The 26,592-nt window shown below is 67.4% G+C and carries 22 protein-coding genes, 1 tRNA gene and 1 pseudogene; 16 read left to right on the top strand and 8 right to left on the bottom strand.

The genetic code is table 11. The features are described from left to right. Positions 1-49 precede the first annotated feature (49 nt). The 3 genes and pseudogenes from ACP69Z_RS01145 to ACP69Z_RS01135 all read left to right on the top strand — a co-directional run bounded on the left by ACP69Z_RS01145 (position 50) and on the right by ACP69Z_RS01135 (position 4,794). Positions 50-3,226 (top strand): annotated as a pseudogene (locus ACP69Z_RS01145) (efflux RND transporter permease subunit). After that, positions 3,223-4,647: an efflux transporter outer membrane subunit gene (locus ACP69Z_RS01140; RefSeq protein WP_426265719.1), complete on the top strand. Its 1,425-nt coding sequence runs from the start codon at positions 3,223-3,225 to the stop codon at positions 4,645-4,647. Before ACP69Z_RS01145 ends, ACP69Z_RS01140 begins: the two are co-directional and overlap by 4 nt. 73 nt (positions 4,648-4,720) lie before the next feature. Further along, a tRNA-Gly gene (locus ACP69Z_RS01135) sits at positions 4,721-4,794 on the top strand. Positions 4,795-4,830: 36 nt separating this feature from the next. On the opposite strand, the gene ACP69Z_RS01130 is transcribed toward ACP69Z_RS01135, so the two are convergent. Together ACP69Z_RS01130 and ACP69Z_RS01125 are read right to left on the bottom strand one after the other, a co-directional pair. After that, positions 4,831-6,480, bottom strand: coding sequence for an ATP-binding protein (locus ACP69Z_RS01130; RefSeq protein ID WP_426265718.1), 1,650 nt, complete (start codon positions 6,478-6,480; stop codon positions 4,831-4,833). 19 nt (positions 6,481-6,499) lie between these two features. After that, complete coding sequence (locus tag ACP69Z_RS01125) at positions 6,500-7,996, bottom strand: ATPase domain-containing protein (protein ID WP_426268020.1); 1,497 nt, start codon at positions 7,994-7,996, stop codon at positions 6,500-6,502. A 267-nt stretch (positions 7,997-8,263) separates the two neighbouring features. On the opposite strand from ACP69Z_RS01125, the gene ACP69Z_RS01120 reads away from it, so the two are divergent. Next, a complete protein-coding gene (locus ACP69Z_RS01120; protein ID WP_426265717.1) occupies positions 8,264-9,607 on the top strand; it encodes an HD-GYP domain-containing protein in 1,344 nt (447 codons plus the stop codon). Here ACP69Z_RS01120 and ACP69Z_RS01115 read toward each other — a convergent pair. The 3 genes from ACP69Z_RS01115 to rlmB are packed head-to-tail and all read right to left on the bottom strand — an operon-like array spanning position 9,604 to position 11,529. Next, positions 9,604-10,158 (bottom strand): NADPH-dependent FMN reductase, encoded by a 555-nt coding sequence (locus ACP69Z_RS01115; RefSeq protein ID WP_426265716.1) that lies wholly within the window; start codon positions 10,156-10,158, stop codon positions 9,604-9,606. The two genes, ACP69Z_RS01120 and ACP69Z_RS01115, sit on opposite strands and share 4 nt — an antisense overlap. Positions 10,159-10,165: 7 nt before the next feature. Continuing rightward, on the bottom strand, positions 10,166-10,783 hold the full coding sequence (locus ACP69Z_RS01110; RefSeq protein ID WP_426265715.1) for a DNA-3-methyladenine glycosylase family protein: 618 nt from the start codon (positions 10,781-10,783) through the stop codon (positions 10,166-10,168). Next, positions 10,783-11,529 (bottom strand): 23S rRNA (guanosine(2251)-2'-O)-methyltransferase RlmB, encoded by a 747-nt coding sequence (rlmB, locus tag ACP69Z_RS01105; RefSeq protein ID WP_426265714.1) that lies wholly within the window; start codon positions 11,527-11,529, stop codon positions 10,783-10,785. Before rlmB ends, ACP69Z_RS01110 begins: the two co-directional genes overlap by 1 nt. A 56-nt stretch (positions 11,530-11,585) precedes the next feature. On the opposite strand from rlmB, the gene ACP69Z_RS01100 reads away from it, so the two are divergent. From ACP69Z_RS01100 to ACP69Z_RS01090, 3 genes are all read left to right on the top strand, one after another. Continuing rightward, positions 11,586-12,257 carry a glutathione S-transferase family protein gene (locus tag ACP69Z_RS01100; RefSeq protein WP_426265713.1) on the top strand — a complete coding sequence of 224 codons (672 nt, stop codon included), beginning with the start codon at positions 11,586-11,588 and terminating at the stop codon, positions 12,255-12,257. 8 nt (positions 12,258-12,265) lie between these two features. Beyond that, on the top strand, positions 12,266-12,706 hold the full coding sequence (locus tag ACP69Z_RS01095) for a hypothetical protein (RefSeq protein ID WP_426265712.1): 441 nt from the start codon (positions 12,266-12,268) through the stop codon (positions 12,704-12,706). 105 nt (positions 12,707-12,811) lie between these two features. Next, positions 12,812-13,177 carry a PilZ domain-containing protein gene (locus ACP69Z_RS01090; RefSeq protein WP_426265711.1) on the top strand — a complete coding sequence of 122 codons (366 nt, stop codon included), beginning with the start codon at positions 12,812-12,814 and terminating at the stop codon, positions 13,175-13,177. 11 nt (positions 13,178-13,188) lie between these two features. On the opposite strand, the gene ACP69Z_RS01085 is transcribed toward ACP69Z_RS01090, so the two are convergent. Then, on the bottom strand, positions 13,189-13,788 hold the full coding sequence (locus tag ACP69Z_RS01085; protein WP_426265710.1) for a PilZ domain-containing protein: 600 nt from the start codon (positions 13,786-13,788) through the stop codon (positions 13,189-13,191). Between the two features lie 52 nt (positions 13,789-13,840). Continuing rightward, entirely contained in the window at positions 13,841-14,599 is a 759-nt protein-coding gene (ubiG, locus tag ACP69Z_RS01080) for a bifunctional 2-polyprenyl-6-hydroxyphenol methylase/3-demethylubiquinol 3-O-methyltransferase UbiG (RefSeq protein WP_426265709.1), read from the bottom strand. A 52-nt stretch (positions 14,600-14,651) separates the two neighbouring features. On the opposite strand from ubiG, the gene ACP69Z_RS01075 reads away from it, so the two are divergent. The 8 genes from ACP69Z_RS01075 to ACP69Z_RS01040 all read left to right on the top strand — a co-directional run bounded on the left by ACP69Z_RS01075 (position 14,652) and on the right by ACP69Z_RS01040 (position 23,479). Continuing rightward, positions 14,652-15,890: an aspartate kinase gene (locus ACP69Z_RS01075; RefSeq protein WP_426265708.1), complete on the top strand. Its 1,239-nt coding sequence runs from the start codon at positions 14,652-14,654 to the stop codon at positions 15,888-15,890. 17 nt (positions 15,891-15,907) lie between these two features. Beyond that, entirely contained in the window at positions 15,908-16,891 is a 984-nt protein-coding gene (locus ACP69Z_RS01070; RefSeq protein ID WP_426268019.1) for an NAD(P)H-dependent flavin oxidoreductase, read from the top strand. 13 nt (positions 16,892-16,904) lie between these two features. After that, positions 16,905-17,633, top strand: a complete 729-nt coding sequence (locus tag ACP69Z_RS01065) for a J domain-containing protein (RefSeq protein ID WP_426265707.1) — start codon at positions 16,905-16,907, stop codon at positions 17,631-17,633. Between the two features lie 216 nt (positions 17,634-17,849). Continuing rightward, entirely contained in the window at positions 17,850-20,111 is a 2,262-nt protein-coding gene (gene ptsP / locus ACP69Z_RS01060; protein ID WP_426265706.1) for a phosphoenolpyruvate--protein phosphotransferase, read from the top strand. Between the two features lie 83 nt (positions 20,112-20,194). Continuing rightward, on the top strand, positions 20,195-20,977 hold the full coding sequence (locus ACP69Z_RS01055) for a helix-turn-helix domain-containing protein (RefSeq protein ID WP_426265705.1): 783 nt from the start codon (positions 20,195-20,197) through the stop codon (positions 20,975-20,977). 41 nt (positions 20,978-21,018) lie between these two features. Further along, complete coding sequence (locus tag ACP69Z_RS01050; RefSeq protein WP_426265704.1) at positions 21,019-21,891, top strand: tetratricopeptide repeat protein; 873 nt, start codon at positions 21,019-21,021, stop codon at positions 21,889-21,891. Positions 21,892-21,935: 44 nt separating this feature from the next. Next, on the top strand, positions 21,936-22,823 hold the full coding sequence (gene tilS, locus ACP69Z_RS01045) for a tRNA lysidine(34) synthetase TilS (protein WP_426265703.1): 888 nt from the start codon (positions 21,936-21,938) through the stop codon (positions 22,821-22,823). A 50-nt stretch (positions 22,824-22,873) separates the two neighbouring features. Continuing rightward, the gene (locus ACP69Z_RS01040) at positions 22,874-23,479 is read left to right on the top strand and encodes a PilZ domain-containing protein (protein ID WP_426265702.1); all 606 of its coding nucleotides are present in this window, start codon (positions 22,874-22,876) and stop codon (positions 23,477-23,479) included. 18 nt (positions 23,480-23,497) lie between these two features. On the opposite strand, the gene ACP69Z_RS01035 is transcribed toward ACP69Z_RS01040, so the two are convergent. Next, the gene (locus ACP69Z_RS01035; RefSeq protein ID WP_426265701.1) at positions 23,498-24,355 is read right to left on the bottom strand and encodes a serine hydrolase; all 858 of its coding nucleotides are present in this window, start codon (positions 24,353-24,355) and stop codon (positions 23,498-23,500) included. 247 nt (positions 24,356-24,602) lie between these two features. On the opposite strand from ACP69Z_RS01035, the gene ftsH reads away from it, so the two are divergent. Continuing rightward, on the top strand, positions 24,603-26,552 hold the full coding sequence (gene ftsH, locus ACP69Z_RS01030) for an ATP-dependent zinc metalloprotease FtsH (protein ID WP_426265700.1): 1,950 nt from the start codon (positions 24,603-24,605) through the stop codon (positions 26,550-26,552). Positions 26,553-26,592: the final 40 nt, after the last annotated feature.

Genomic DNA, 26,592 nt, shown 5'->3' with positions numbered 1-26,592 from the left:
TTTCCTTCCAGCCGTCCGGCGCCCGTGCGCGCGGGCGGGGAGAACACCTATGCGTTTGTCACGCTTCTTCATCACGCGCCCGATCTTCGCGGCGGTGATTGCCGTGCTGATCACCGTGATGGGCGCCATCGCCTATTTCGGCCTGCCGGTATCGCAATATCCGGACATCGTGCCGCCCACGGTAACGGTGAACGCCAGCTATCCCGGCGCGTCGGCCGAAACGGTCCGAGACGGTCGCCGCGCCGATCGAGCAGGAGATCAACGGCGTCGACAACATGCTCTACATGTCGTCGCAATCGACCGGGGACGGGCGGCTGACCATCACGGTCACCTTCAAGCAGGGGACCGACCTCAACGCCGCGCAGGTGCTGGTGCAAAACCGCGTCGCGGTCGCCACCCCGCGCCTTCCGCAGGAAGTGCAGCGGCTGGGTGTCATCACCCGCAAGACGTCGCCCGACTTCCTGATGGTGGTGAACCTCGTGTCGCCCGACCGCTCGCTCGATCGCGGCTATATGTCGAACTATGCGCTGACGCAGGTGCGCGATCGCCTGGCGCGGCTGGACGGCGTCGGCGACGTGCAGCTGTTCGGCGCGCGCGATTATGCGATGCGGGTGTGGATCGATCCCGACCGTGCCGCCGCGCTCAACCTGACGGCGGGAGAGATCGTCGCCGCGTTGCGAGCGCAGAACGTCCAGGTCGCCGCCGGCACGCTCGGCCAGCCGCCTTATGCGACGGGCGCCGCCTACCAGCTCAATGTCGAAACGCAGGGCCGACTGACCGATCCGCAGCAGTTCGCCAACGTCATCATCCGCAGCGATGCCGACGGGCGGCAGGTGCGCGTGTCGGACGTCGGACGGGTCGAGCTCGGCGCCGCGGACTATGCCTCCAACACCTATCTGTCGGGCGAGCCGACCGTGCTCTTGGGCGTGTTCCAGCGCCCCGGCTCGAACGCCCTCGCCGCCGCCGAACTGGTCAAGCAGGAGATGGAGTCGGCGTCGAAGTCCTTCCCCAAAGGCCTCGAGTACAAAGTCATCTACAACCCGACCGAATTCATCGCCCAGTCGATCGACGAGGTCGGCAAGACCTTGTTCGAAGCGATCCTGCTGGTCGTGCTGGTGATCATCGTTTTCCTCCAGCGCTGGCGCGCGGCGGTGGTGCCGGTGATCGCCATTCCGGTGTCGCTGATCGGCACCTTCGCGGTGCTGCAGATGGTCGGCTATTCCTTGAACAACCTGTCGCTGTTCGGGCTGGCGCTGGCGATCGGGATCGTGGTCGATGACGCGATCGTGGTGGTCGAGAATGTCGAGCGCAACCTCGCCAAGGGCATGACGGCGCTCGACGCCGCGCGCACCTCCATGGACGAGGTGGCGGGCGCGCTGGTGGCGATCGTGCTGGTGCTGTGCGCGGTGTTCCTGCCGACGCTGTTCCTGAACGGCCTGTCGGGCGCCTTCTATCACCAGTTCGCGGTGACCATCTCAGCCGCGACGCTGATCTCGCTGCTGCTGTCGCTGACGCTGTCGCCGGCGATGGCCGCGCTGCTGTTGAAGCCGCACGGGCATGAGCCGGCGAAGAACCGCTTTGCCGCGCTGGCAGAACGGGCTGGGGACGCCTTCAACCGGATGTTCGAACGGTTCAGCGAAGCTTATGCGCGGCTGACCCGCCGGCTGGTCGCCGCGCCCAAGCGGATGATGGCGGCTTATGCGGTGCTGATCGCGCTGACCGTGGGGCTGTTCTCGATCACGCCGACCGGGTTCATCCCGGCGCAGGACCAGGGCTATTTCCTGACGGTGGTGCAGCTGCCGCCGGGAACGTCGCTGGAACGCACCGACGAGGTGCTGCGCAAGGTCGCCGACCGCATCCTGCCGATCAAGGCGTCGAAGGCGCGGTGATGCTGGCGGGCTTCGACGGCGCGTCGCAGACGCAGGTGCCGAATGCCGCGGCCGCCTATGTGCCGCTCAAATCCTTCGAGGAGCGCAAGAAGCTCGGCGCCATCTCGCCACCATCATGGCCGAGGCGAAAAAGCGCACCGCCGACATCAACGAAGCACGGCTGCTGATCATTCCGCCGCCCTTGATCCAGGGCATCGGCTCGGCCGGCGGCTACCGGATGATGGTGCAGGACACCGGCGGGCACAGCTTCGCCGAACTGTCCGGGCTGTCGTGGGGCATCATCGGCAAGGCCAATCAAACCCCGGGGTTGAAGCAGGTCCATACCCTGTTCGATATCTCGACCCCGCGGGTTTATGCCGATGTCGACCGCGGCAAGGCCGACATGCTGGGCGTGCCGCCGGAGCGGATTTTCGAAGCGCTGCAGGTCTATCTGGGGTCGGCGTTCGTCAACGACTTCAACCTGCTGGGCCGCACCTACCGGGTGACTGCGCAGGCAGAGGCCGATGCGCGGGCGAGCGAAGCGGATATCGCCAACTTGCGCGCCCGCTCCAACTCCGGCGCGATGGTGCCGATCGGGTCGGTCACCACCGTCGAGGACCGCACCGGGCCGTACCGCGTGTCGCGCTACAACGGCTTCCCGGCGGTCGAGATCGATGGCGACACGGCGCCCGGCTATTCGTCGGGCCAGTCGCTGCAGGCGATGGAAGACATCGCCTCGGCACAGCTGCCGGCGAGCTTCCGCACCGAATGGACCGGCGTCGCGTATCAGGAGAAAGCGGCGGGAAGCACGGCGACCCTAGTGTTCGGGCTGGCGGTGCTGTTCGTGTTCCTGGTTCTGGCGGCGCAATTCGAAAGCCTGGTGCTGCCGCTGGCGATCATCCTGATCGTGCCGATGTGCCTGCTGGCGGCGATGGCGGGCGTGAACCTGCGCGGCATGGACAATAATGTCCTGACGCAGGTCGGCTTGGTGGTGCTGATCGCGCTGGCGGCCAAGAACGCCATCCTGATCGTCGAATTCGCGCAGCAGGACGAGGCGGCGGGCATGTCCCCGGTCGAGGCCGCGGTGCGGGCGGCGCGGGACCGTTTGCGGCCGATCCTGATGACCAGCTTCGCGTTCATTCTCGGCTCCGTGCCGCTGCTGATCGCGGAAGGTGCGGGCGCGGAGCTTCGCCAGGCGCTGGGCACGGCGGTGTTCTTCGGGATGCTCGGCGTGACCGCGTTCGGCCTCATCTTCACCCCCCACCTTCTATGTCGTCTGCCGCGCGCTGGCCGAACGTATCGGCCGCCTGCGCGGTGGTCGCTCGGCAGCTGCCCCGGCGCCGCTGCCGGCGGAATGAGGAGCTTTGCCATGACCAAGCGACTGATGCTTGTTGCCGCCTCCGCGCTCACCCTTGCCGCGTGCGCCAGCGGTCCCGACTATGCTGCAAGGCCGGTGCCTGGCGCGGCGGCGGCGCCGTTCCTCGGCTCGGCAACCCCGCTGGTCAGCACCGCGCAGCCGGCGGGCGACTGGTGGCGGTTGTACCGCGATCCGGTGCTCGACGGCCTCGTGACCGACGCGCTTGCCGCCAACACCGATGTGCGGCTGGTGGTGGCACGGCTGCAACGGGCGCGGGCGCTGCTGCGCGAAAGCCGGTCGGCGCGCGAGCCGCAGGTCGGGGTCGGCGCCGGAGCGCAGGTCGACCGCTCGCCGCAGGGGATTGCGGCCGGGCAGAATGACACGGACCTTCAGCTCGATGCCGGGCTGAGCGTCGCTTATGAAGTCGATCTCGCCGGCCGAATCAGCCGCTCGGTGGAAGCGGCGCGCGGCGATGCGGCGGCGGCGGCCTTCGAAGCCGATGCGGTGCGGGTGCTGGTCGTTGCCGACACGACGCGGGCCTATGCCGACGCGGCGTCGGCGGCCGAACGGATTGCGGTGGCGCAGCGCATCGTCGCGCTGCTCGACCGCTCGCTGCGACTGACCGAGCGGCGGCGGGTGGTGGGGCTTGCCACCGGGCTCGACACCGCGCGCATCGCTGCGCTGCGCGATCAGCGGCGGGCGGAGGTGCGGTTGCTGGAGGCGGAGCGGACGGCCGCGTTGCTGCGGCTCGCGACCCTGACCGGGCGGGCACCGCGTGAGCTGCCCGCGATCGCTGCGGTGCGGAGCGACATCCTCAAGCTCGAGCAGCCAATCCCGGTCGGCGATGGCGCGGGGCTGCTCGCCCGCCGGCCCGATATCCGGGCAGCCGAGCGACGGCTGGCCGCCGCCACCGCGCGGATCGGGGTCGCCACGGCCGATCTCTATCCCCGCATCACGCTGGGCGGATCGGCGGGGGGCAGCGGGACCAGCCTCTCCAACCTGTTCAATCCGGTCAGCTGGCTGGTCGGACCGCTGCTCAATTGGACCGTCAACCGGTCCGCCGCTCGGGACCGGGTTGCGGTGAGCGAGGCCGACACCCAGGCGGCGCTGGCCGAGTTCGACGGCAGCGTCCTCACCGCCCTGCAGGAAACCGAGAGCGCGCTGTCCGCCTATCAGCGGGCGCAGGAGCGGCGCACCGCGCTTGCCGCGGCGCAAGTGCAGGCGGAAGCCGTGGTGCGGCGGGTGCGGGCCTTGCAGCGCGAGGGCCAACAGCTCGCTCGAACTGCTCGACGCCGAACGCACCTTTGCCGACGCCGAGGCTGCGCTGACCGAGAGCGATGCGCGGATCGCCAGCGCGCAGATCGACCTGTTCCGGGCCTTGGGCGGCAACTGGACGTCGTGAGGCACGTGAAGCTCTGTTGACCAGCGTGCCCCTGTCGTGGCAATCGCCCCGCATCGTTGCACGAGCGGCCTCCTGGGGCTGCTCGGACGGAATGCGGGTGTAGCTCAATGGTAGAGCAGAAGCCTTCCAAGCTTACGACGAGGGTTCGATTCCCTTCACCCGCTCCATCATCCCGCTCCCCCAAGCCGGCGCTGCCGCGATGATCAGGCCGCAGAAGCTAACGCCTGGTCCAGAGCAGCGCGTAGGTCGTCGATGCGATAGGGCTTCGGCAGGATCCTGACCCCGATCTCCTGCGCCTCGCCAGCTGCTGCCTCGGCGTAGCCGCTGGTTAGGAGGACAGGAAGGCCGCGCCTCCTTCGTTGAACCTCGCGTGCGAGTTCGACCCCATTGAGGTCGCCGGGCATCATGATGTCGGACAGCACGAGGTCGATCGAGCGGCCATTTGCCAACGCGCCAAGTGCTGCCGTGGCGCTTGCCGCCCTGGTGACTTCATAGCCGAGGTGCTGGAGCATCTGAGCGACAAGGACCGCGACTTCCTCATCGTCTTCGACCAGCAGCACGGCGCCCTTGCTGGACGCCGGCTGCCGAGCGACGGTGAGATCGATCAGGTTGCGGTCGGCGGGCTTGGGCGCCTTGTGCGAACGCGGCAGGAAGAGCGTGATGCTGGTTCCTTTTCCGATCTCGGTATCGATCCGCACGGTTCCGCCGGATTGCTTGGCGAAGCCGTGGACCTGGGCCAGGCCGAGGCCGGAGCCGCGGCCGATTTCCTTGGTCGTGAAGAAGGGCTCGAAGACCCGCTCCTTTACATCCGGAGCCATGCCTTCCCCGGTGTCGATGATCGACAAGCGGACGTAATCCCCGGCAAGGTCATCATCCGACAGACCCGCAGCGTTTTCGGCCCGGACGATGATGGTCCCGCCCCTTGGCATCGCGTCCCTGGCGTTAACGGCGAGGTTGAGCACGACCAGTTCGAGTTCGCCCGGATCGACCTCGATGGCCCACAGGTCGTCCGCCATCTCCAGCGATACGTGAACGTCGCCGCGCAGGCTGCGGTCGAGCAACTCGCGCATCCCGCCAATCTGTCGCCCGATGTCGATCGGCTCCGGCTTGAGCTCCTGGCGCCGGGAAAAGGCAAGAAGCTGCCGCGTCAGGCCGGTACCGCGCTGCGCGGCTTGCTTCATGCCGTCCATCAGACGCTGCCGGCGGGCGGGATCCGACTGCCGGTCCAGCATGTCGAGCCCGCCTGAGATCACCATCAGCAGGTTGTTGAAGTCGTGGGCGACGCCGCCGGTCAGCTGGCCGATCGCCTCGATCTTCTGGGCATGCCGCAAGCTCTCCTCAACCCGCGCCCGCTCGGTTATCTGTCGGCGCAGTTCCTCGTTCGCCGCCTCGAGTGCGCTTGTTCGCTCTGCGACCAGACCTTCCAGTTCCTGCGCCGCACGCTCCCGGGCGGCGAGCAGATCCCGCACTTCGAACTGACGTTGCCGGGCCCGCACCGCCGAGCGGACAGCGCTCGTCAGCGTCATCGGATGAACCGGCCGTTCGAGCAGCGAGACATTGCCCAGCCCGTTGGTGACCCTGCGGCGCCACTCGGCAACGGCATGCTGTTCCTGATGGCTGGTGAGCATGACGAACGGCAGGTCAGACCAGGCCGGCTGCTTCGATACCCGGTCCAGCAAGGCCTTGAGATCCCGTCCGAACAGCCCTTCCTCGGCGATGAACACCGCACCGACGTCATCGCCGATGGCGGCGATCAGTTCGGGCAGGTCGGAGCAGAGCGCCGCTTGGAGGCGAGCACGCGTGAAGAGCTCAACGGACGCCGGCCCATCGCGCCCGATCGGCGCGAAAACCAAGATACGGTTCTCGGAAGGTTCAGTCCCGCTCATGCATGCCGACCGGCATTAGCGAGGCATCTTCGCCGTGATAGGTCGGGGATCCGGCGAAGATGCCATGGAAGCCGACAAGGGGAGGGCCAAGGTTGATGCCCTCCTTCGTGAGCCGAAACTCACGAATGGTTTTCTCATGGTCTCCGCTGCGCTTCTTGACGACGGACAGGGCGCGGCGGACGGTTCCGTTGACTTCGAAGTAGCGCAGCATCAGCACCGCGTCGCTAAGATAGCTGATGTCGATCGGCGTCTCCATCGGCCCCACCAGCCCATGTTGAGCGAGGACCAGAATGGTAAGCACGCCCTGCTGTCCAAGATAGCTCAGAAGCTCGTGCATCTGCAGGACGAGGAATCGCTCATCCGGCATGGCATTCATGTAGCCGTTGAGACTATCGATGATGACGACCCGCGCGCCGTCGACGTCCACGCTGCGCCGGACATTGGCGGCGAATTCGCCCGGCGACAGCTCAGCAGGATCGATCTGCTGAAATCGGATCGATCCTTTTTCGAGCTTCTCATCGAGCGGCAGGCCAAGCGTTCGCGCGCGAGCTTCAAGGGTGCCACTGCCTTCGTCGAAGGCGAAGAAAACGGCGTGCTCGCCCCGGTCCGCAGCCGCGAGCGCGTAGGTCAGCGCCAGCGAGGATTTGCCAACACCCGCAGCGCCGATCAGGAGGACGTTGGTGCCCCGTTCCAGACCGCCGCCCAGCAGCTGATCGAGTTCGGCGTTGCCGCTCGAGGTGAAATCGCCGACGAAGGTCGTGTGATGCTCGGCCGCAACCAGTCGCGGGTGGATAACAAGGCCGCCGCGCTTGATCGTGAAATCATGATAACCGCCACGAAACGCTATGCCGCGCATCTTCATGACCCGCAGCCGGCGCCGTTCAGCGCCGTAGTCGATGGCGAGCTGCTCCAGCAGAACCACCCCGTGTGCAATGGAATGGAGCTGCAGGTCCTCGCCCTTGGACGCAAGGTCGTCGAGGAGGAGCACGGTGCAGTTCCGTTGCGCAAAGTAATGCTTCACGGCCAGCACCTGGCGGCGATATCGCAGCGGGCTTTGCGCCAGGAGCCGCAGCTCTGACAGGCTATCGCACACCACCCTGGTCGGATTGATGGCATCGACCTGATCGAAGATCAGCTTGGTGGTTTCGCTGAGCTCAACCTCAGCGGGATGAAATACCGTCAGCTCTCGCTCTGGGTCGAGCGTCGTTTCAGGTGGCACCAGCTCGAAGATGTCGACCCCGTCGAGTGACCATCCGTGGCGTCTTGCGACCAGCCTGAGTTCCCGCTCGGTTTCAGACAGCGTGATGTAGAGGACGCGTTCGCCTTTCTTCACTCCGTCCAGGAGAAACTGGAGCGCGATCGTCGTCTTGCCGGTGCCGGGGCGGCCTTCATAAAGGTACAACCGGCTGGGATCGAGACCGCCGCCCAGGATGTCGTCGAGGCCCTCGCTTCCGGTCGAGACCCGAGGTGCTTCTTCAGTCATGTCGGGCGCTCCGGAGCCCTGCTCTGTCACATGCCATCTCCCGTTCGGCTTTGGACATCTGCCGGCCGCAGCGGCACGCCGCGACGATTGCAAAGCCTGTTCTCGTTCGAACCGCCACTAACGCCCATCCTAATCAGCCCGTTGCCTACTGAGAAGCGGCCCACCGGCAGAAACGCAACATCGCAGGGCGCGTCTCCGCATCGTATTGGAAGGGCGTTAACTGCCTTTGCTAAACGATCCATCACGCAGGCACGCTAAAGGTGCGGGATGCTGCACCAGCCGATCGTCGTTCCTATCGCCACCCGGGCCGAGGTCATTGCCGCCTTCAGCTACGCGCTTGACCTGACCGAAGGACAGCCTGCCGGCCATTGCATTCGCGCCTGCTGGATCGGGATGCAGGTCGGCCGCGAACTTGGCCTTGGGCGGACGGAGCTCGCCGACCTTTACTACACCTTGCTGCTGAAGGACCTTGGCTGCAGCAGCAATGCCGCCCGTATCTGCGAATTGTACGCGGCCGACGACCGTGCTTTCAAGCAAGGCTACAAGACGGTCGGCACCAGCCTCGCGGCGACCTTGCATTTCGTGTTCAGCAAGACGGCGAAGGGGCAGCCGCTGGCACGGCGGGCGGCGGCGATCGGCAACATCCTGCGCAACGGAGACGGGATCGCGCAGGAGCTGATCCTGTCACGCTGCACCCGCGGCGCCGACATCGCGCGGCGGCTGCGGTTCAGCGAAGAGGTATGCGCCGGCATCTACCATCTCGACGAGCATTGGAACGGGTCGGGCCGGCCAGGGCGGTTGACGGGAGAGGCCATCCCGCTTGCCTCGCGCATCGCGCTGCTGGCGCAGGTGGTGGATGTGTTCCACGGCCACGCCGGGCCGCAGGCGGCGATGGACGAGGTCCGGCGGCGCAGCGGGCTGTGGTTCGATCCCGCCTTGGTCCGCGCGCTTGAAGCGGCAAGCGTAGCCTCGAGCTTCTGGACCGTGCTGCAGTCACCCACGGTTGAAGCGCGGGTGGTCCGCCTGGCACCTGAGGAAGCCGCCGGCTCGCTCGACGAGGAGTATCTCGACGACATCGCCGACGCGTTCGGACAGGTGATCGACGCCAAGAGCCCGTTCACCGCCGGGCACTCGCTGCGGGTCGGGTCGCTCAGCCATCGCATGGCGGTGACGCTTGGCCACGACCAGCATGGCGCACGGTGGGTCCGGCGGGCGGCCGTGTTGCACGATGTCGGCAAGCTCGGCGTGTCCAGCGCGATCCTCGAGAAGCCGGGCAGCCTGGACGAGCGCGAATGGGAATCGATGCGCGATCATGCGGTGCATACGCGGGCCATTCTCGGGCGGATCGGGGCGCTGGCGGACATGGCCGATGTCGCCGCGGCGCACCATGAGCGGCTCGACGGGACGGGCTATCCGCTTGCCTTGCCGGGCGCCGCGATCGGCATGGATACGCGCATCATCACCACCTGCGATTTCTTCGACGCCCTGGTATCGGACCGGCCCTATCGCGCCGCGCTGCCGGTGGAGGAAGCGCTGGGGATCATGGACAAGGAAGCAGGGTCGGCGCTCGACAGCGACTGCCTGGCGGCGCTGAAGGCGAGCCTCGGCTAAAGCCGCCCTGCGGCGTGCGCGACCTGGCTTCCGACCAGGCGAAGCTGGGCGGCGCAGTCCTGGTCGAGGAAGCGGCCGTGCTCGTCGAAGCTGTCCGGCCCGATCCTGAGCGCCGCGCCGAACGGGGTCGGCCAGCCGCGCAGGGCGTGGGCGATGGTGCGGAGCGTGGTCATCGAGCTGTTGGCGGCCTGGTGGCCGAAGGCAGTGACGATCAGGCCCACCGGGCGCCCTTCCAGATAAGGACGGCTGTCGTTTGCCAGTTCCTCGAGATAGTCGATCGCGTTCTTGACCATGCCCGAGACGGTGCCGTGATAGCCGGGTGTCGCCAGCAGGATGCCGTCGGCGGCGCGGACCGCTTCGATCATCTCGCGGCCATTGTCCGGGCTCCAGTCGGGCCCGCGATAATGGGGCAGGCCGGCCATGTAGGCGCCGCCGAACGCCTTGACCTCCGCGCCGTTGCAGCGCGCGGCGTCGGCGGCGAGGCCGAGCACCCGTTCGGTGCTGCTGTCCGGGCGGGTGGTTCCGCCGATGGCGACGATCAGGCGCGACATGATGACCTTAGAGGACCTTGGTATTGTAGCTGTGCCACGCCAGCACCGCCGCCGCACCCCGGTAAGGAGCCCAGCTTTGCGCCCGCTCACGCAGCCACTTTTCGGCAGGCTTGGCCTCGGTGCCGAGCAGGCGGCCAAGCTCGATCTGGACCGCGAGGTCGCCGGCAGGGAATACATCGGGGCGACCTTCGGCGAACAGCAGGTAGATCTCCGCCGACCAGCGGCCGATGCCCTTGACCTTGGTGAGGAGGGCGATCGCCTCTTCATTGTCTTCTGGCAAATGGTCGAGGTCGAGTTCGCCTGACAGGGTGAGGGTGGCAAGGCTGCGGAGGTAGCCCGCCTTCTGCCGCGACTGGCCGAGCGCGCGGAGTTCCTCGTCGGAAGCGGCTGCGAGGCGATGAAGATTGGGCGGGTCGCCATAGGCGCCAGTCAGCTTGTCCCACATCGAGCGGGCAGCAGCGACGCTGACCTGTTGGCCAACGATGGTGCGAAGGAGCGCCGCGGTGCCGCGTTCGGAGCTGCGAGGGCCAGGGGGGCCGAGACGGTCGATCACCGGCACGAAGGCAGGCTCCGCGGCGGTGAGGTGGGCCAACGCCTCGGCCATTGTTTCGACCGTGTGGACCATCAGGCCTGGCTTGCCGCGTAAAGGGCGATGGCGGCGGCGTTGGAGACGTTGAGGCTTTCCACCGCGTCGGTGATCGGAAGCCTTGCCAGCGCGTCGCAATGCTCGCGGATGTTCTGGCGCATGCCGGGGCCTTCGGCGCCGAGCACCATCGCCACCCGCGGGGGCCCCAGCGCTTCACCCAGCGTCGACTTGGCGTCGCCGGCAAGGCCGATGCGCCAGAAGCCGGCTTCGGCCATTTCGTCCAGCGCGCGGGCAAGGTTCACGACGCGGATCCACGGCACCCGCTCGAGCGCGCCGGAAGCGGCCTTGGCCAGCGCGCCGCCTTCGGGGGGTGAGTGGCGATCCTGCGTCACGATCCCGATCGCCCCGAACGCCGCGGCGGAGCGGAGGATGGCGCCGACGTTGTGCGGGTCGGTGACCTGATCGAGCACCAGCAGGGTCGCTTTCTCGTCAGCTTCCGACAGGATGTCGCCAAGCCAGATGTCTTCCAGCGGCTCGACCTCGATCACCACGCCCTGATGCGGCGCGTCGTTCGGCACGAGGCGGGCGAGGTCGGTGACTTCGGCGCGGGTCAGGATGACCTCGGGCGGGAAGTTCATGAAGGTGGCGGCTTCCTGCGTCGCCCAGGCTTTCAGTACCCGGCGATCGGGATTGTCGAGCGCGGCGGCGACGGCGTGGCGGCCCCAGAAGCGCGGGCGATTGGCGCTGCCGTGGGAGGATTGATGCGACTTCTTTCGGCGGGTCATGCGAAACGCTGTAGCTTCGCCTTGCCCCATGGTGAACCCGCGTTAAAGCCGGGGCCATGTGGCAGCTCCTGCAATTTCCCCTGTGCCCCTTTTCCCGCAAGGTCCGGCTGGTCATGGCCGAGAAGGGCGTGCCGGCCGAGCTGGTGCGCGAAAATCCGTGGGAGCGGCGGGACGAGTTCGTTGATCTCAACCCGGCGGGCGAGACCCCGGTGCTGGTCGAGACCGAGCGCAACATCGTCCTGATCGGCAGCCAGCCGATCGCCGAATATTTCGAGGAGACGGTCGACAAGGTGCCGATGATCCACGGCGACGCGGCGCAGCGGGCCGAGATCCGGCGGCTGACCGAATGGTTCGACGAAAAGCTGTTTCGCGAAGTGGTCGAGCCGCTGATGGTGGAACGGATGAGAAAGCGCCTGGTCAGCAAGGAAAGCCCGGATACGCGGGTGCTGCGCGATGCGATGCGGGTGGGGAACAACCATCTCGATTATCTCGACTATCTGCTCGATCATCGCCGCTGGCTGGCCGGGCCAGCGCTGAGTTTGGCGGACTTTACCGCCGCCGCCCATCTGAGCGTGATCGACTATCTCGGCGCGGTGGACTGGCGCGGGCACAAGCAGACCAAGGATTGGTATAGCGTGATGAAAAGCCGGCCGGCATTCCGCCCGCTGCTCGGCGAGCGGATGGAAGTGATCGTCCCGCCGCAGCATTACGACAAGGTCGACTTCTAAGCGCGGTGATGCGGCTGACCTTCACCAAGGGTGCCGGCAAATATGACGCGCTGCTGATCGAGCGCGGTGGCCGTGCGGACGAGCGGATCGAGTGCCCGAAGCAGGGCATTATCCCGCACGACATGGTTCATTATGCGGTGGAGAGCGTCGTCGGGCACGGCTTTCTTGGACTTGTTGCGAACGGCGCGCCGGCGGCTTTCACCACCAGCGGCGGGGCCGAGGAGGAAGCGGTCGAGCGTCTGGTCGAATGTTTTCAGGCCGAGATGTGGGGCGGGCGGGTGCCGGCGGCCGAGCTGCTCGCCGCTTATGATCATGCCTGCGCTGCACGCGGCCATGCGGCGATGGCGGTCAGCGAAACGCATGTCGATGCCATTCGCGCACGGCTGGACGAATTGAGCAGGGTCTGGGCGGCGGTGCCGGTGCTCGGCGCGCTGGTGCTGGAGCTCTAGCCCCTCCCGATTCGGAAGGCTTCGCTAACCATGATGGGCAAGCCCCTCTTGAAGGCTTGGCGAATAGGCTGAGCCCGCTCGGTTGTAGGGGGCCCTGTCATGTTCATGGAGAAGATCGTTCGCGCCGGCCTCGATGCCGAGGAGGCGAACGAGGATCGGGGCGAGGGTTTCAAGCCGCGGCGGTTCGAACGGCGCGAGGTGCGCTGCCCGGTGCGGGTGCGGATCGGCAACCGCCAATATGCCGCTTATCTCGACAATGCGTCCCATGGCGGAGTCAAGCTGCGCACAGGCTGCCCGATTGTGCCGGCCGAGCGGGTGATCGTACAGATTCCCGACCTGCCGCCGATCAAGGGCGAATTGCGGTGGGTGTCGGGACGCGAGGCGGGGGTCGCCTTTCCGCTGGTCGATGGCCTCGCGCCTTTGTCGGAGTGGCTGGAGCAGCGGGCGCCCAATTCTGCGTCGGACGACTAAGCCTCACGATTTCAAGCGGCGGTGACGCCCCAGCGGACCAGCAGCAGGTCGAACACCGCCTCGTAAACGGGCTGAACGAATTCCACCCCTGCCTTGCGGCTTTCGGTCCAGCGCACGCGCGCTTGCACGGGGGCGAGGCCGGGTAGGGCCACCCACACCCATTCGCCTTCGAACGGCGCGTCTTCAAAAGTGAGGCAGCAGCCGAAACGTGAGAAGTCGCTGACCTCCAGCACACGGGCGCGGCGGCCGGCCTGGCGGACCACCAGCTCGGTCTGGAGCGGCACGCGCGCGACCTTGCGTGGGCGCTCGATCCGGTCGGGCTCGACCGGCTTGAAGGAGACGCCGATGCCGTACGCATTGTGCCAACGCACCGTGCCGGGAATGGCGCCGCGGCGCAGCACGGTGAGATGGATCTCGTCTCCGCGCGACAGCCGCGCCGCCGATTGCATCCTGCAGCCGCCGTAGGACAGGTTGTCGATGAAGAAGTCGTGCGCCTGCTCCTCGCCGTTGCGGACCAGCCAGCCGCTCAGGGCCACGGGACGGCGTTCCTCGCGGGCAGGATGTTCGGGTACTTGGACGGCTTGTTCGGTGCCCGGCACGAGCGACTCCATCGATATTTCGACAGTTCGCGATGTTACTAATCTCGATCAGGCTAACGAATGGTTAGCGCCGGGTCGCCGCCACCAGATAGTTGAGGCTGAGGTCCTGGCTGAGGTGCAATCCGCGCGCCGGGCTGAAGGCGATCCCACGGGTTGCGGTGACGGCGAGGCCCGCGTCGGCCAGCAGGGCGGTCAGCTGCTCCGGGCTGAGGAACTGGTCGTAATGGTGGGTACCACGCGGGATCCGGCCGGTGCCTTCGGCAAGCGTAATGGTGAGGAGCCGCGACCAGGCAGTGCGGGCCGGCGTGCTCATGACCAGGAGGCCGCCTGGCGCCAGGCGCTGTTCGAGGCTGCGGATGAAGCCGGCGGGATCAGCGACATGCTCGATCACTTCAAGCGCGGTCACGAGGTCATATTGGCCTTCGAGCGCGGCGACTTCACCCGCAACATAGCGGATGGCGAGCCCGGTTTGGCCCGCATGGGTGCGAGCGGCTTCGATCAATTCGGGCGCGGCGTCGATTCCGGTGACGTGGGCGCCGAGGCGGGCGAGCGGCTCGGCGAGCAGGCCCGCGCCGCAGCCCACGTCGAGCGCGGTGCGGCCGTCAAGGGGACGAAGAGCGCGTTCGTCGGCGGCGAAGTGGCCGTCGATCGCCTCGCGGATGAAGCCGAGGCGGACCGGGTTCAGCTTGTGCAGCATGGCCGAGCTGCCCTTGGGGTCCCACCAGTCGGCGGCCATCGCCCCGAAGTGGCTTGCTTCCTCGGGACGGATGCTTGTTGTCGCTCCGGCGAAGCCTTCGCTGGTGCTCGTGCTTGTTTCGACCATCACGCGCCTCTAACAGGCAAGCCCTTCCAACCCAAGGATTGCCGCCCGACCCATGGCCCGCATCGTGATGAAATTCGGGGGCACGTCGATGGCCGGGATGGAGCGCATCCGCTCCGTCGCCGAGCGGGTGAAGCGCGAGGTCGAGGCAGGGCACGAGGTAGCGGTGGTGGTCTCGGCGATGGCGGGCGAGACCGACCGGCTGGTGCAGATGTGCCGCGAGGCCGCGCCGCTCTACGACCCGCGCGAATATGATGTGGTGGTGGCCAGCGGCGAGCAGGTGACCAGCGGCCTGTTGGCGATCACGCTTTCGGGCATGGGGGTGAAGGCCCGCTCCTACATGGGCTGGCAGCTGCCGATCCGCGCGTCCGGGCACGTGTCAGCGCTGATCGAGGATATCGACGTCGCCGTGCTTGACCGCGCCTTCGCGGCGGGCGGGGTGGCGGTGATCCCGGGCTTTCAGGGCGTGACCGGCGAAGGCGCGCTGGCGACGCTCGGCCGCGGCGGATCGGATACGTCGGCGGTGGCGCTTGCGATCGCGATGAAGGCCGACCGCTGCGACATCTACACCGACGTTGACGGGGTCTACACCACCGACCCGCGCATCGTCCCGCGGGCGGCGAAGCTCAACATGGTGACCTACGAGGAGATGCTGGAGCTCGCCTCGGTCGGGGCCAAGGTGCTGCAGACCCGCTCGGTCGGGCTCGCCATGCGCTTCAATATGCCCTTGAAGGTCTTGTCCTCGTTCGAGGACCGGCCGGGCACGCTTATCGCCGGGGAAGAGGCGGTCGAGGACACGAACATGGAACGCAACATCATCACGGGCATCGCCCATGACTTGAACGAAGCGCGGATCACCTTGCGCGGCCTGCCCGACCGGCCGGGCGCGGTGGCGGCGATCTTCCGCCCGCTGGCCGCGGCCAATATCAACGTCGACATGATCGTGCAGTCGGTGGCGCGGTCTGGCGAGCCGAGCGATCTCACCTTCACGGTGCCGACCGCGAGCCTGCCCGAGACCGTCGCCGAGCTTGAGAAGATCAAAGACGAAGCCGGGTTCGCCGATATCCTGACCGATACCGACGTGGTGAAGATCAGCGCGGTGGGTGTGGGGATGCGGTCCAACGCCGGGATCGCGGCCAAGATGTTCGACACGCTGGCCGAGCGGGGGATCAACCTCCTCGCCATCACTACCAGCGAGATCAAGGTCAGCGTGTTGATCCCCGAAGCCTACACCGAGTTGGCCGTGCGGGTGCTGCATACCGCCTTCGGCCTCGACCAGGAGCGTGTCGCTTGAGCCGTCTCGATACCCTGATGGCGCGCGGCGCCGAGTTCCTGGGCACGCGCTACGCGATTCTGGGCGGGGCGATGAGCTGGGTCTCGGAGCGCAATCTCGTCGCGGCGATCAGCAATGCCGGCGGGTTCGGCGTGATCGCCTGCGGGGCAATGAATCCCGAGCTGCTCGACACCGAGATCGCGGAGACTAAGACGCGGACGGACAAGCCGTTCGGAGTCAATCTCATCACCATGCATCCGCAATTGACCGAGCTGATCGAGGTCTGCGGGCGGCATGGGGTCGGGCATATCGTGCTGGCCGGCGGGCTGCCGCCGAGCGGAGCGATCGACCGCATCAAGGGGACGGGTGCCAAGCTGATCGCCTTTGCCCCGGCGCTGAGCCTGGCAAAGAAGCTGATCCGCTCGGGTGCTGACGCCATCGTGATCGAGGGCATGGAAGCGGGCGGCCATATCGGCCCGGTCTCGACCAGCGTGCTGGCGCAGGAGATCCTGCCGCATGTCGCGGGTGATATCCCGGTGTTCGTTGCCGGCGGCATTGGCCGCGGCGAGGCGATCGCGGCCTATCTGGAAATGGGGGCGTCGGGCGTGCAGCTTGGCACCCGGTTCGTTTGTGCGAGCGAAAGCATCGCCCATGCCAACTTCAAGAAAGCCTTCATCCGCGCCAGCGCGCGTGACGCGGTGCCGAGCATCCAGATCGACCCGCGTTTGCCGGTGATCCCGGTCCGCGCGCTCAAGAACAAGGAAACCGAGCGCTTTGCCGCCAAGCAGCGCGAGATTGCCGAGCATCTCGACAGCAAGCGGCTCGAGATGGCCGAGGCGCAGCTTCAGATCGAGCATTATTGGGCGGGTGCGCTGCGCCGCGCGGTGATCGACGGCGATGTCGAGACCGGGAGCGTGATGGCGGGCCAGTCGGTCGGCATGGTGACCAAGGAGCAGCCCACCGCCGAGATCATCGCCGAACTGGTCGCCGAGGCCGAAGCCGCGCTCGAGCGGCGGGGCTGAACGGCCGGGCGCGATGACAAGCCACTATCGCACCCTGGGCGTCGATCCCGAGGCCGATCCAGTGGTGATCCGCAGCGCGTATCTCGCGCTGATGCGGCGCTATCATCCGGACGGTGGCGGCGCGGAAGCGGACCCTGCGCAGGCCAAGGCGGTGACCGCGGCTTGGGAAGTGCTGCGCGATCCGGCGCGCCGGGCGGCCTATGACGAGGCGCGGCAAGCGCGGTTCCAGCCGGGCGGCGCCATCGCCACCGGCCCGCGGGTGCGCGGGGGTGCGGCGGGTCGCAATCTGTTCCTGCTGCTGGCGGCAGGCACGGTGGGGCTCGGCTGGTGGGCGCTTGGGACACCGCAGCTTGTGTCGCCGAACTCGCCCAAGGTCGCGTCATCGCCCGGTCCGGCCACCTCGGCGGTGGGCGAGCCTGAAATCCGCCCGGTCGAGGACCGCGCGGCGATGCACCGCCGGATCGAGGTGGAAAGGCCGGTGCCGCCGCTGCCGGGCGCCAGCGAGCCCGAAGTCGAGCGGCCGGTGGTGGTCGCCCCGCCGCCGCCGGTCAGTGCGCCGGCGCGGCTTCCGACCCGAAGCGCCGAGACGGACGTGCCGCAACGGCGCCAGCCGCAGCTCGCGCCCGAGCGCCAGGCAGCGCCCGTTGCGCCGCGTAGCGAAAGCCGCACGGCGTCGGAGGCTTCGGCTCAAGCCGGTCCGCAGGTCGATCTGGCGCCGCTGAACGGCATCTGCAACTGCTGACCGACCAGAGCTTCCGCTTCGGAACCGCGGCCAAAAAGGCGCGCCTGATGGCTTCGCGCGAGAGCTTCCTTACTCGCCTGCGCGGATGCGACACCGACACCTGCAAGCGCGACGCCTATCTTCGCCGCAATGCGGAGATCGGTGAGATCATGCGCAACTGAGCGCTCGCAATCGCGTCGCTTGGCCAGCCCCGGCGTTCCTGATAGCGCTTTTTCCATGCCATCCGCCGCCAACGCCGCTCGCGAGATCCTGACCGGGCTTCATCAGTTGATGGCTAGGCGCGGGTCGGCGCAGGCCAAGCTCGATCACGTGGTCGACCTCATCGCCGATGCGATGGGGAGCGAAGTCTGCTCCATCTACCTCCTGCGCGAGCAATCGCTCGAGTTGTTTGCGACCCACGGCCTCAACAAGGAAGCGGTGCATGTCACGCGCCTCTCGCCGGGGCAGGGCCTTGTCGGCACCATCGCGGCCGAGGGGCGCATCCTCAACCTTGCGGAGGCGAGCACACACCCGGCGTTCGCCTATCGCCCGGAAACCGGCGAGGATCGCTTCCACAGCTTTGCCGGCGTTCCGATCATTTTCCGTGAGCGCGGGGTGGGTGTGCTTGCGGTGCAGCATGCCGATCCGCGCGCTTACGCCGAGGTCGAGATCGAGGCGCTGCAGACGGTCGCCATGGTGCTGTCCGAGCTGATCGCAGGCGCGCGGCTGGTCGACGGGACCGATCGCCGCGGCGGGCAGCGCGAAGGGATGATCCGGCTTGCCGGCCTGAAGCTCGTTGCCGGCATGGGCCGCGGGACGGCGGTGTTCCACGAGCCGCGGGTGGTGGTCGAGCATACCGTTGCAGACGATCCCGAACTGGAGCGGAGCCGGGTCATTTCCGCTTTCTCGAAGATGCGGACGCAGATCGAGAACATGACGCGGGAGGCCGAGTTCGGCACCGCGGGTGAGCATCAGGAGATCCTCGAGACCTACAAGATGTTCGCCTATGACGAGGGCTGGGTCCGCCGGATCAACCTCGCCATCGACAGCGGCCTCACCGCCGAGGCCGCGATCGAGCGGGTCCAGCAGCGCACCCGCTCGCGCATGCTGGAGATCGACGATCCGCTTCTGAAAGAACGGATGCACGACCTCGAGGACCTGTCCAACCGGCTGATGCGGATCGTCAGCGGGCGCATGGGGACGGCGGCGCAGACCGGGCTGCCGGGCGATTCGGTGCTGATCGCCAAGAGCTTGGGGCCGGCCGAGCTGCTGGAATATGATCGCCGCCGGCTGAAGGCCGTGGTGCTCGAAGAGGGCTCGCTCACCGCCCATGTCACCATTGTTGCCCGGGCGATGGGTGTGCCGGTGATCGGGCGGGTCAAGGACATCGGCCACCTCGCTGCCGAAGGCGATACGGTGCTGGTCGATGGTAATCAGGGCAGCCTCGTGGTGCGGCCGACCCGAGCCACGGTGACCGCTTTCGACAACCGCATGGCAATGGGCCAGAAGCGCCGCGCCGAGTTCGCCGCGATCCGCAGCCTTCCGCCGATCACCAAGGATGGCATTCGCGCGACGTTGATGGTGAACGCGGGCCTTGCAGAGGACGCGGGCGCACTCGACGCGACGGGCGCGGACGGCATCGGACTGTTCCGGACCGAGTTCCAGTTCCTTGTGTCCGCCGCTTTGCCCGGGCGCGATGCGCAATATCGCCTTTACCGCCAGGTGCTCGACGCTGCGGGCGAGCGGCCGGTGGTGTTCCGCACGGTCGACATCGGCGGCGACAAGGCGCTGCCTTATCTCACCGACCTCGTGGACGAGGCGGAGAACCCGGCGATGGGCTGGCGCGCGCTGCGCCTCAGCCTTGAGCGCTCGACCCTGATGAAGGCGCAGGCCCGCGCCCTGATCGAGGCGGCGGAGGGGCGAACCCTCCGGGTCATGTTCCCGATGATCTCCGAGCCCTGGGAGTATGAGGAAGCGCGCACTTTGTTCGAGCAGCAGGTCGAGTGGGTGCGGGCGAGGCGCAGCGGCCCGGCTCGGATCGAGTATGGCGCCATGCTGGAAGTGCCGAGCCTCGCCGAAATGCTCGACCTGCTGCTGCCGCGGATCAATTTCCTGTCGATCGGGACCAACGATCTGACCCAATTCCTGTTCGCCGCCGACCGCGCCGACCCTCGGCTGGCGATGCGCTACGATTGGCTGAGCCCGGCGATCCTGCGCTTCCTCCGCCGGGTGGCGCGCGAGACAGCCGCGGCAGGGGTGACGCTGCGGGTGTGCGGCGAGATGGGCGGACGGCCGCTGGAAGCCATGGCGCTGATCGGGATCGGGATCACCAATTTCTCCATCACGCCGGCGGCCATCGGACCGGTCAAGGCGATGATCCGCTCGCTCGATGGCCGGGCGATGCAGGCGAAGATGGAAACCCTGCTTGCAAAACCGCCGCGCGACATGCGCAAGACGCTGACCGACTGGGCAAAGCGGCACTCCGTCGCACTCGACTGAGCCGTTCTGATTGACGGCGCCTGCCTGTGCCGCAACAAGGAGCGACAAAGCCTCGGGAGGGTATCGGGCGCGTGGTGGATGAAGTGACGAGCGAAGCCGACACGGCTGGGCAGCAGTTGCGCAGCGCGCGTGAGCGCCAGGGCATGACCTTGGAAGACGTCGCGGCGCGGACCCGTATTCCGACCCGTCACCTGCAAAGCCTTGAAGATGGCGAGTGGAGCAAGCTTCCGGCGCCGACCTACACCATCGGTTTCGCCAAGAGTTACGCCAGTGTGGTCGGGCTCGATCGCAATGAGATCGGCGAAACCCTGCGCAACGAGATGGGCACCGGCGCGCTGGCGGCGCGGCCCGAGGCGCAGGTGTTCGAACCGGCTGATCCCGCCCGTGTGATGCCCCGCTGGCTGGTGCTGCTCGCGCTGCTGGCGCTCGTCGGGGTGGCGGCCGCCTTCTTGTGGAACCGTAATCGTGAGCTGACACCGGACGAAACCGTGGCCGAAGCAACCGCGCCAGTGCCTGCTACGCCGACGGCCGGAACGCCAGCGCCCGCTGCCGCCCCGGCGGCAAGTGGGCCGGTGGTGATCACCGCCAACGAGCCGGCCTGGATCCAGGTCAGCGAGCGCGGCGGCGCGACCCTGTTCCAGGGCGAGCTTGGGTCCGGGCAGAGCTATGAGGTGCCGGCAAGCGCCACCGCGCCAGTGCTTCGGACCGGGCGGCCGCAGTCGATCCGCATCTCGGTCGGCACCGCGGATGCGCCGGCGGTCGGCGCGCCGGACCGGACGGTGAGCAATGTTTCGCTGCTCGGCCCTGACCTGATGCGTGGCCCTGCGGCAACGCCTGCCGCGCCGGCTGCGCCCGCAGCGCGCTAGTTCATTGACCGCTAAGCCGGTCGACATCACGGAATGACGTCATGAAGCGCAAATTCCTGTTGGGCCTTGCTGCCCTTACCCTCACCGTTCCCGCCGCCGCCCAGAAGCAGCAGCCGACTGCCGAAGACCGGCTCTACCGGCTCGAGAAGCAGACCCGTCAGCTTCAGCGGCAGGTGTTCCCGAAAGGCCAACCGGCCGACACGGCCGGGTTCGACGACGCGCCCGCCGCCAGCCAGACGGTGGTGGTCGCGCAGTCAGCGCGCATCGACGCGCTGGAGCGGCAGCTTGCCGAGATGACCCGCCTGGCGGAAGAGAATGGCAACCGCGTCGCGACGCTTGAAACCGAGCTGGCGCGGCTGCGGACCGATTTCGACGCGCGGCTTCGCCAGCTGGAAGCGGGTGGGTCGCCGGCTCCGGCTGCCACCGCTGCGGCTGAGCCCGCTTCCGAGCCTGCGGTCGCCGAGGTCGCTCCGCCGCCCCGCCCTGCGACAACGCCGCCGCGCCCCGTGCGCACCGGCGATGCGCTGGCCGATGGCGAGGCGGCCTATGATGCCGGTTATCAGCTATGGCTGAGCAAGCGCTATCCGCAGGCGGTGACGGCGCTCAAGTCGATGGCGTCGAGCTTCCCCGGGCACCGCCGGGTGAGCTGGGCCAACAACCTTGCCGGGCGCGCGCTGCTCGACAGCGGCAAGCCACGAGAGGCGGCCGAAGCGTTGCTCGCCAATTATCGCGGCAATCCCAAGGGTGAGCGCGCGCCGGACAGCCTGTTCTACCTTGGCCAGGCGTTGGTTGCGCTGAACCAGCCGGCGCAGGCCTGCAAGGCGTATGCCGAGCTTGAGGAAGTCTACGGCAGCTCAATGCGCGCCGACCTCCAGAAGCTGCTGCCGCCGGCCAAGGCCAAGGCGCGCTGCTGACGGGGTTCGAGCGGACGCTCAGCCGCCTGGCGCCGGAAGGCGCCTTGGGGGTCGCTGTCTCTGGCGGCCCGGACAGCCTCGCTCTTCTCCTGCTCGCCGCCAAGGCGCGACCGGGACGATTGCGTGCGGCGACGGTGGATCATGGGCTGCGGGCGGAAAGCGCCGGTGAGGCCGGGCTGGTCGCGGCCTATTGCGCCGGGCTTGGCGTTCCCCATGACATCTTGCGGGTCGAGGTCGCGGCCGGCGCCAGCGTCCAGGCGCAGGCCCGCGCGGCGCGTTATGCGGCGCTAGGTGAGTGGGCGCAGCAGAACGGCTTGGCGGCGGTCGCGACCGCGCACCATGCCGACGATCAGGCGGAAACGCTGCTGATGCGCCTCGCCCGGGGAAGCGGGGTTGGCGGGCTTGCCGGCATTCGGGAGCAAAGAGGGCTGGTCGACGGCGTAAGGTTGATCCGGCCGCTGCTGGGCTGGCGGAAGGCGGACCTGGTCGCGCTGGTTGCCGATGCCGGCTGGACCGCGATCGACGATCCCACCAATCGTGATGACCGCCATGACCGGACAAATGTGAGGCGGCTGCTCAGCGAGACGCCTTGGCTCCAGGCGGAACGGTTGGCGAGATCCGCAGCGGCGCTGGCGGATGCCGCGGAAGCGCTGGAGGCGATTGCGGCGCGGGAGCGCACGGAGAGGGTGCGGGAGGTCGGGGATTGCCTCCTTTATCAGCCATCTCAGCACCGCGAGATCAGGCGGAGGGTGGCGGCAGCGCTTATCCGCGAGCTTTCAGGCGGAGGGGAGCCGCGGGGACCGGACCTCGATCGCTTGCTCGACCGGGTGGAGGCCGGCGGTTCCGCAGCGCTTGGCGGCGTGATGGTCCGCAGCGAGGCGCAAGGCTGGCGGTTCGAGCCCGCGCCGCCGCGCCGGTCATCCACTCCATAACGGACGTATCGCCAACGGCGTGGAGCGGTTTGGAAAGATATGAGCGGAGGATGCCTTTCCCGCCGCTCGCCCACGCTGCCGAATGCGGCGATCCGCCCGTTGCTGCGGCGGACCAGCGATTGCCGGTCGAGCGCGAGGCGCGGACCAAGCTGTTTTTGGCGGCGCAGCTGTTTCTGGCTGGCGAGCTTCCCCGCGATGTGCGGATCCGCGATCTCAGTCCTTCAGGGGCAAGGGTCGACGCCCCCAGCCTTCCCTTGGTCGGCGCGACCGTGCTGCTGCGCCGCGGCGCGGCCGAAGTCGCTGCGGAGGTGATGTGGGTAGCGGGCGGCAGCTGCGGCCTGCGCTTCACCCAGATCGTCGATGTGGCGAGCTTGCGGTCGGACAGGCCTTCCGCCGTCGCCGCCCAAGTGGTGCGGCAATCCAACCTTGCGGACGATCTCGCTCTTGCCCGCCGACTGGTCGAGCGGCTTGAGCATGTGCTTGGCGGCGAGCCGGCGGTGGTGGCGGCCTTGGGCACCGAGCTACAGGCGGTCGATCTACTCGGGCAGCTGCTGCAGGAGTCGGAAAAGCGAGCTCAAGGTTCCACGGTACCGGTGACGAGGAGCCTGGTGCAGGCGGTCGTCACCTATTTGCGAGCGCCGTTGCGCGGCAAGTGAGCAGGCGAGGGCCAATGCTTAGTTGGCGCTGATCGCACGGGCCATGCTGTCGGAGAACGCAACGCTGCGAACCCAGCCGGAAAAGCCGTCGTAGATGGTCCGAGCGGCCTGCGCGATGGTCAGCGGGCGGTCGGTGCCGCCGCGGGCGAAGAAGGCCACCGCGAGACGCCGGCCGTCGGGCAGCGTCAGATAGCCGACATCGCTGGTGTAGTTGTTGAGCGTGCCCGTCTTGTGAGCGATCGGCACACCGGCCAGCATGCCGCGGATGCGGTTCTTGCCGGTGGAGCAGCGGGCCATGACGTCGAGCAGGTAGGCGCGGTTGGCGGGCGTCAGGATGTTGCCCTTGTCGAGGCTGCGCAGCATCTGGACCATGGCAACGGGCGACGCGCTGTCGCGCAAGTCCCACAGGTCGCGCTTGTCGGCGAGCAGGCGGGCGATGTTGCGGTCCACGCGAACGCCGCGGATCTGGTTGTGATTGAGCCAGTCCTGGATCGCGCGCGGACCGCCGAGATTGGCGATCAGGAGATCGGTCGACTGATTGTTCGACTTGATCATCATGGATTCGATCAGCGATCGCGCGGTCTGCCCGGCGATGCGGTCGTTCATGGTGCGGCGCCCGGCTTCCACCTGGTCGAGATAGGCGGCCGCCACCGCGACCTTCATGGTCGAGGCCATCGGATAAGCCTTGTCGCCATTGATCGAGACCGTTTCGCCAGTCATGAGGTCGAGCGCGGCGACCCCGACGTCGCCCGACCGGCTGGCAAGCAGCGCGCTCAGCTGCTGCTCGAGAGATTGCAAATGCGGGCTGGAAGCGGCCTGGGCCGGCGAAAGCGCGACCAGGCTGAGAATCCAGGCGAGCAAAGCGAAAACGCGCATCTGGGCTCCATTATCCAATCGAAAAGCCGTTCGATCCGCCCCCTTGTGACGGCAACCGGCTCACTGCTTCCTTAACGGTATGTCGAAGTTCCGTTGTCCGACAAGCAGATGGGTCAAGGCTGAGGCGAGTTGTGGCGCCGCTGCGGCGAATCGAGTCGCGGCCCCGCGATGGCGCGAAGAACACGTCTGTCCCTGATTAGGATGGCCCCTCTAGGCGGTGGGCCGCGCATCACCTACATTGGAAAACATGGACGATAAGAACAAGAAGCCGAGCAGCCCCTGGAGCAAGAGCCTGCTGATCTGGGTCGGCGTGCTGTTCGGGCTGGTGCTGTTTGCGCAGATGCTTGAAGGCGGCAGCCGCGCGCAGACCGGCAATCCGATCGCTTATTCGGACTTTGTCCGCCAAGTCGGCGAAGGCAATGTCCGCCAGGTCACCAGCAGCGCGACGCCTGCCGGCAATCAGGTCATCAGCGGCAAGCTGGCGAACGGCGAAGCCTTCCGTACCACCGCGCCCTCGGACGCGCAGGTCACCGAGCGGCTGCTCGCAGCCGGGGTCCAGGTCCAGGTCAAGGAAGCCGAGCAGTCGAGCATCTGGTGGATCATCCTGGTCCAGTCGCTGCCGTTCATCCTGATCCTTGGCATCAGCTTCATCATCATGCGCAACATGCAGAAGAACGCGGGCTCCGGCGCGATGGGCTTCGGCAAGAGCCGGGCCAAGGTGCTGACGCCCAAGGAAGGCCGCGTCACCTTTGCCGACGTCGCCGGCATCGACGAAGCGCGCGAGGAACTGCAGGAGATCGTCGAATTCCTGAAGGATCCGGGCCGTTTCGCCCGGCTTGGCGGCAAGATTCCCAAGGGCGCGCTGCTGGTCGGTTCGCCCGGTACCGGCAAGACCCTGCTCGCCCGCGCCATCGCGGGGGAGGCGGGCGTGCCCTTCTTCACCATTTCGGGTTCGGACTTCGTCGAGATGTTCGTCGGTGTCGGCGCAAGCCGTGTCCGCGACATGTTCGAGCAGGCCAAGAAGAGTGCGCCGTGCATCGTCTTCATTGACGAAATCGATGCCGTCGGCCGTCATCGCGGTGCCGGCCTCGGCAACGGCAACGACGAGCGCGAGCAGACGCTGAATCAGCTGCTGGTCGAGATGGACGGCTTCGAGGCCAACGAAGGCATCATCATCATCGCCGCGACCAACCGTCCGGACGTGCTCGACCCTGCGCTGCTTCGTCCGGGCCGCTTCGACCGCCAGGTCGTCGTGCCGCGTCCCGACATTGAAGGGCGCGAGCAGATCCTTTCCGTGCACATGAAGAAGGTGCCGCTGGCGCCCGACGTCGATGCGCGCACCATTGCCCGCGGCACGCCGGGCTTCTCGGGCGCGGATCTCGCCAACCTCGTCAACGAGGCGGCGCTGCTGGCCGCGCGCAAGGGCAAGCGCTTGGTCGCGATGAGCGAGTTCGAGGAAGCCAAGGACAAGGTGATGATGGGGACCGAGCGCCGGTCCATGGTCATGACCGAGGACGAAAAGCGGATGACTGCCTATCACGAGGCGGGCCACGCGATCGTCGCGGTGCACGAGCCGGCGTCCGATCCGATCCACAAGGCGACCATCATTCCGCGCGGCCGTGCGCTGGGCATGGTCATGCGCCTGCCGGAGCGGGACAGCTACAGCTATCACCGCGACAAGATGCACGCGAACCTGGCCGTCGCCATGGGCGGGCGCGTCGCCGAGGAGATCATCTTCGGTTACGACAAGGTGAGCTCGGGCGCGTCCTCAGACATCCAGTATGTCACCACGCTCGCGCGCGACATGGTCACCAAGTGGGGCATGTCGGACGAGATGGGGCCGCTGCAGTACGCAGAGGCGGACGAGGAAGTGTTCCTCGGCTATTCGATGAACCGCCAGCGCCAGATGAGCGACGAGACCGCCAAGGCGATCGACAAGGAGATCCGCCGGATCGTCGAAGGCGGCTACGAGCGGGCCAAGGAGTTGCTCGGCACCCACGAGGACCAGCTTCACACGCTCGCCAAGGCGCTGCTCGAATATGAAACGCTGTCGGGCGAGGAGATCAAGACGGTGCTCGAAGGCGGCACCATCGACCGTGGCAATAGCTCGCGGCCGGTCGTTCCACCGGCCGGGGTCGGCATCCCCAAAACCCGCAAGCCGACCGGCTTCGGGGGCGCGGCGCCGGCCGGGGCCTGATCCCGGCCTGCAGCTTGCACTGAATAAACGCCGCCTCGGT

Source organism: Sphingomonas sp. LHG3443-2, assembly GCF_049896405.1.
Classification (GTDB): domain Bacteria; phylum Pseudomonadota; class Alphaproteobacteria; order Sphingomonadales; family Sphingomonadaceae; genus Sphingomicrobium.
This window is presented reverse-complemented; position numbering and strand designations above follow the sequence as displayed.

What these genes read in the sequence shown, in the direction of transcription:
- ACP69Z_RS01040 (WP_426265702.1), top strand. Translation starts at nt 22,874, where the DNA reads ATGCCTTTCCCGCCGCTCGCCCACGCTGCCGAATGCGGCGATCCGCCC.
- rlmB (WP_426265714.1), bottom strand. Translation starts at nt 11,529, where the DNA reads ATGACCCGCCGAAAGAAGTCGCATCAATCCTCCCACGGCAGCGCCAAT.
- ACP69Z_RS01065 (WP_426265707.1), top strand. Translation starts at nt 16,905, where the DNA reads ATGACAAGCCACTATCGCACCCTGGGCGTCGATCCCGAGGCCGATCCA.
- ftsH (WP_426265700.1), top strand. Translation starts at nt 24,603, where the DNA reads ATGGACGATAAGAACAAGAAGCCGAGCAGCCCCTGGAGCAAGAGCCTG.
- ACP69Z_RS01120 (WP_426265717.1), top strand. Translation starts at nt 8,264, where the DNA reads ATGCTGCACCAGCCGATCGTCGTTCCTATCGCCACCCGGGCCGAGGTC.
- ACP69Z_RS01035 (WP_426265701.1), bottom strand. Translation starts at nt 24,355, where the DNA reads ATGCGCGTTTTCGCTTTGCTCGCCTGGATTCTCAGCCTGGTCGCGCTT.
- ACP69Z_RS01050 (WP_426265704.1), top strand. Translation starts at nt 21,019, where the DNA reads ATGAAGCGCAAATTCCTGTTGGGCCTTGCTGCCCTTACCCTCACCGTT.
- ACP69Z_RS01110 (WP_426265715.1), bottom strand. Translation starts at nt 10,783, where the DNA reads ATGGTCCACACGGTCGAAACAATGGCCGAGGCGTTGGCCCACCTCACC.
- ptsP (WP_426265706.1), top strand. Translation starts at nt 17,850, where the DNA reads ATGCCATCCGCCGCCAACGCCGCTCGCGAGATCCTGACCGGGCTTCAT.
- ACP69Z_RS01070 (WP_426268019.1), top strand. Translation starts at nt 15,908, where the DNA reads ATGGCGCGCGGCGCCGAGTTCCTGGGCACGCGCTACGCGATTCTGGGC.
- ACP69Z_RS01075 (WP_426265708.1), top strand. Translation starts at nt 14,652, where the DNA reads ATGGCCCGCATCGTGATGAAATTCGGGGGCACGTCGATGGCCGGGATG.
- ACP69Z_RS01140 (WP_426265719.1), top strand. Translation starts at nt 3,223, where the DNA reads ATGAGGAGCTTTGCCATGACCAAGCGACTGATGCTTGTTGCCGCCTCC.
- ACP69Z_RS01100 (WP_426265713.1), top strand. Translation starts at nt 11,586, where the DNA reads ATGTGGCAGCTCCTGCAATTTCCCCTGTGCCCCTTTTCCCGCAAGGTC.
- ACP69Z_RS01125 (WP_426268020.1), bottom strand. Translation starts at nt 7,996, where the DNA reads ATGACTGAAGAAGCACCTCGGGTCTCGACCGGAAGCGAGGGCCTCGAC.
- ACP69Z_RS01115 (WP_426265716.1), bottom strand. Translation starts at nt 10,158, where the DNA reads ATGTCGCGCCTGATCGTCGCCATCGGCGGAACCACCCGCCCGGACAGC.
- ACP69Z_RS01095 (WP_426265712.1), top strand. Translation starts at nt 12,266, where the DNA reads ATGCGGCTGACCTTCACCAAGGGTGCCGGCAAATATGACGCGCTGCTG.
- ubiG (WP_426265709.1), bottom strand. Translation starts at nt 14,599, where the DNA reads ATGGTCGAAACAAGCACGAGCACCAGCGAAGGCTTCGCCGGAGCGACA.
- ACP69Z_RS01090 (WP_426265711.1), top strand. Translation starts at nt 12,812, where the DNA reads ATGGAGAAGATCGTTCGCGCCGGCCTCGATGCCGAGGAGGCGAACGAG.
- ACP69Z_RS01085 (WP_426265710.1), bottom strand. Translation starts at nt 13,788, where the DNA reads ATGGAGTCGCTCGTGCCGGGCACCGAACAAGCCGTCCAAGTACCCGAA.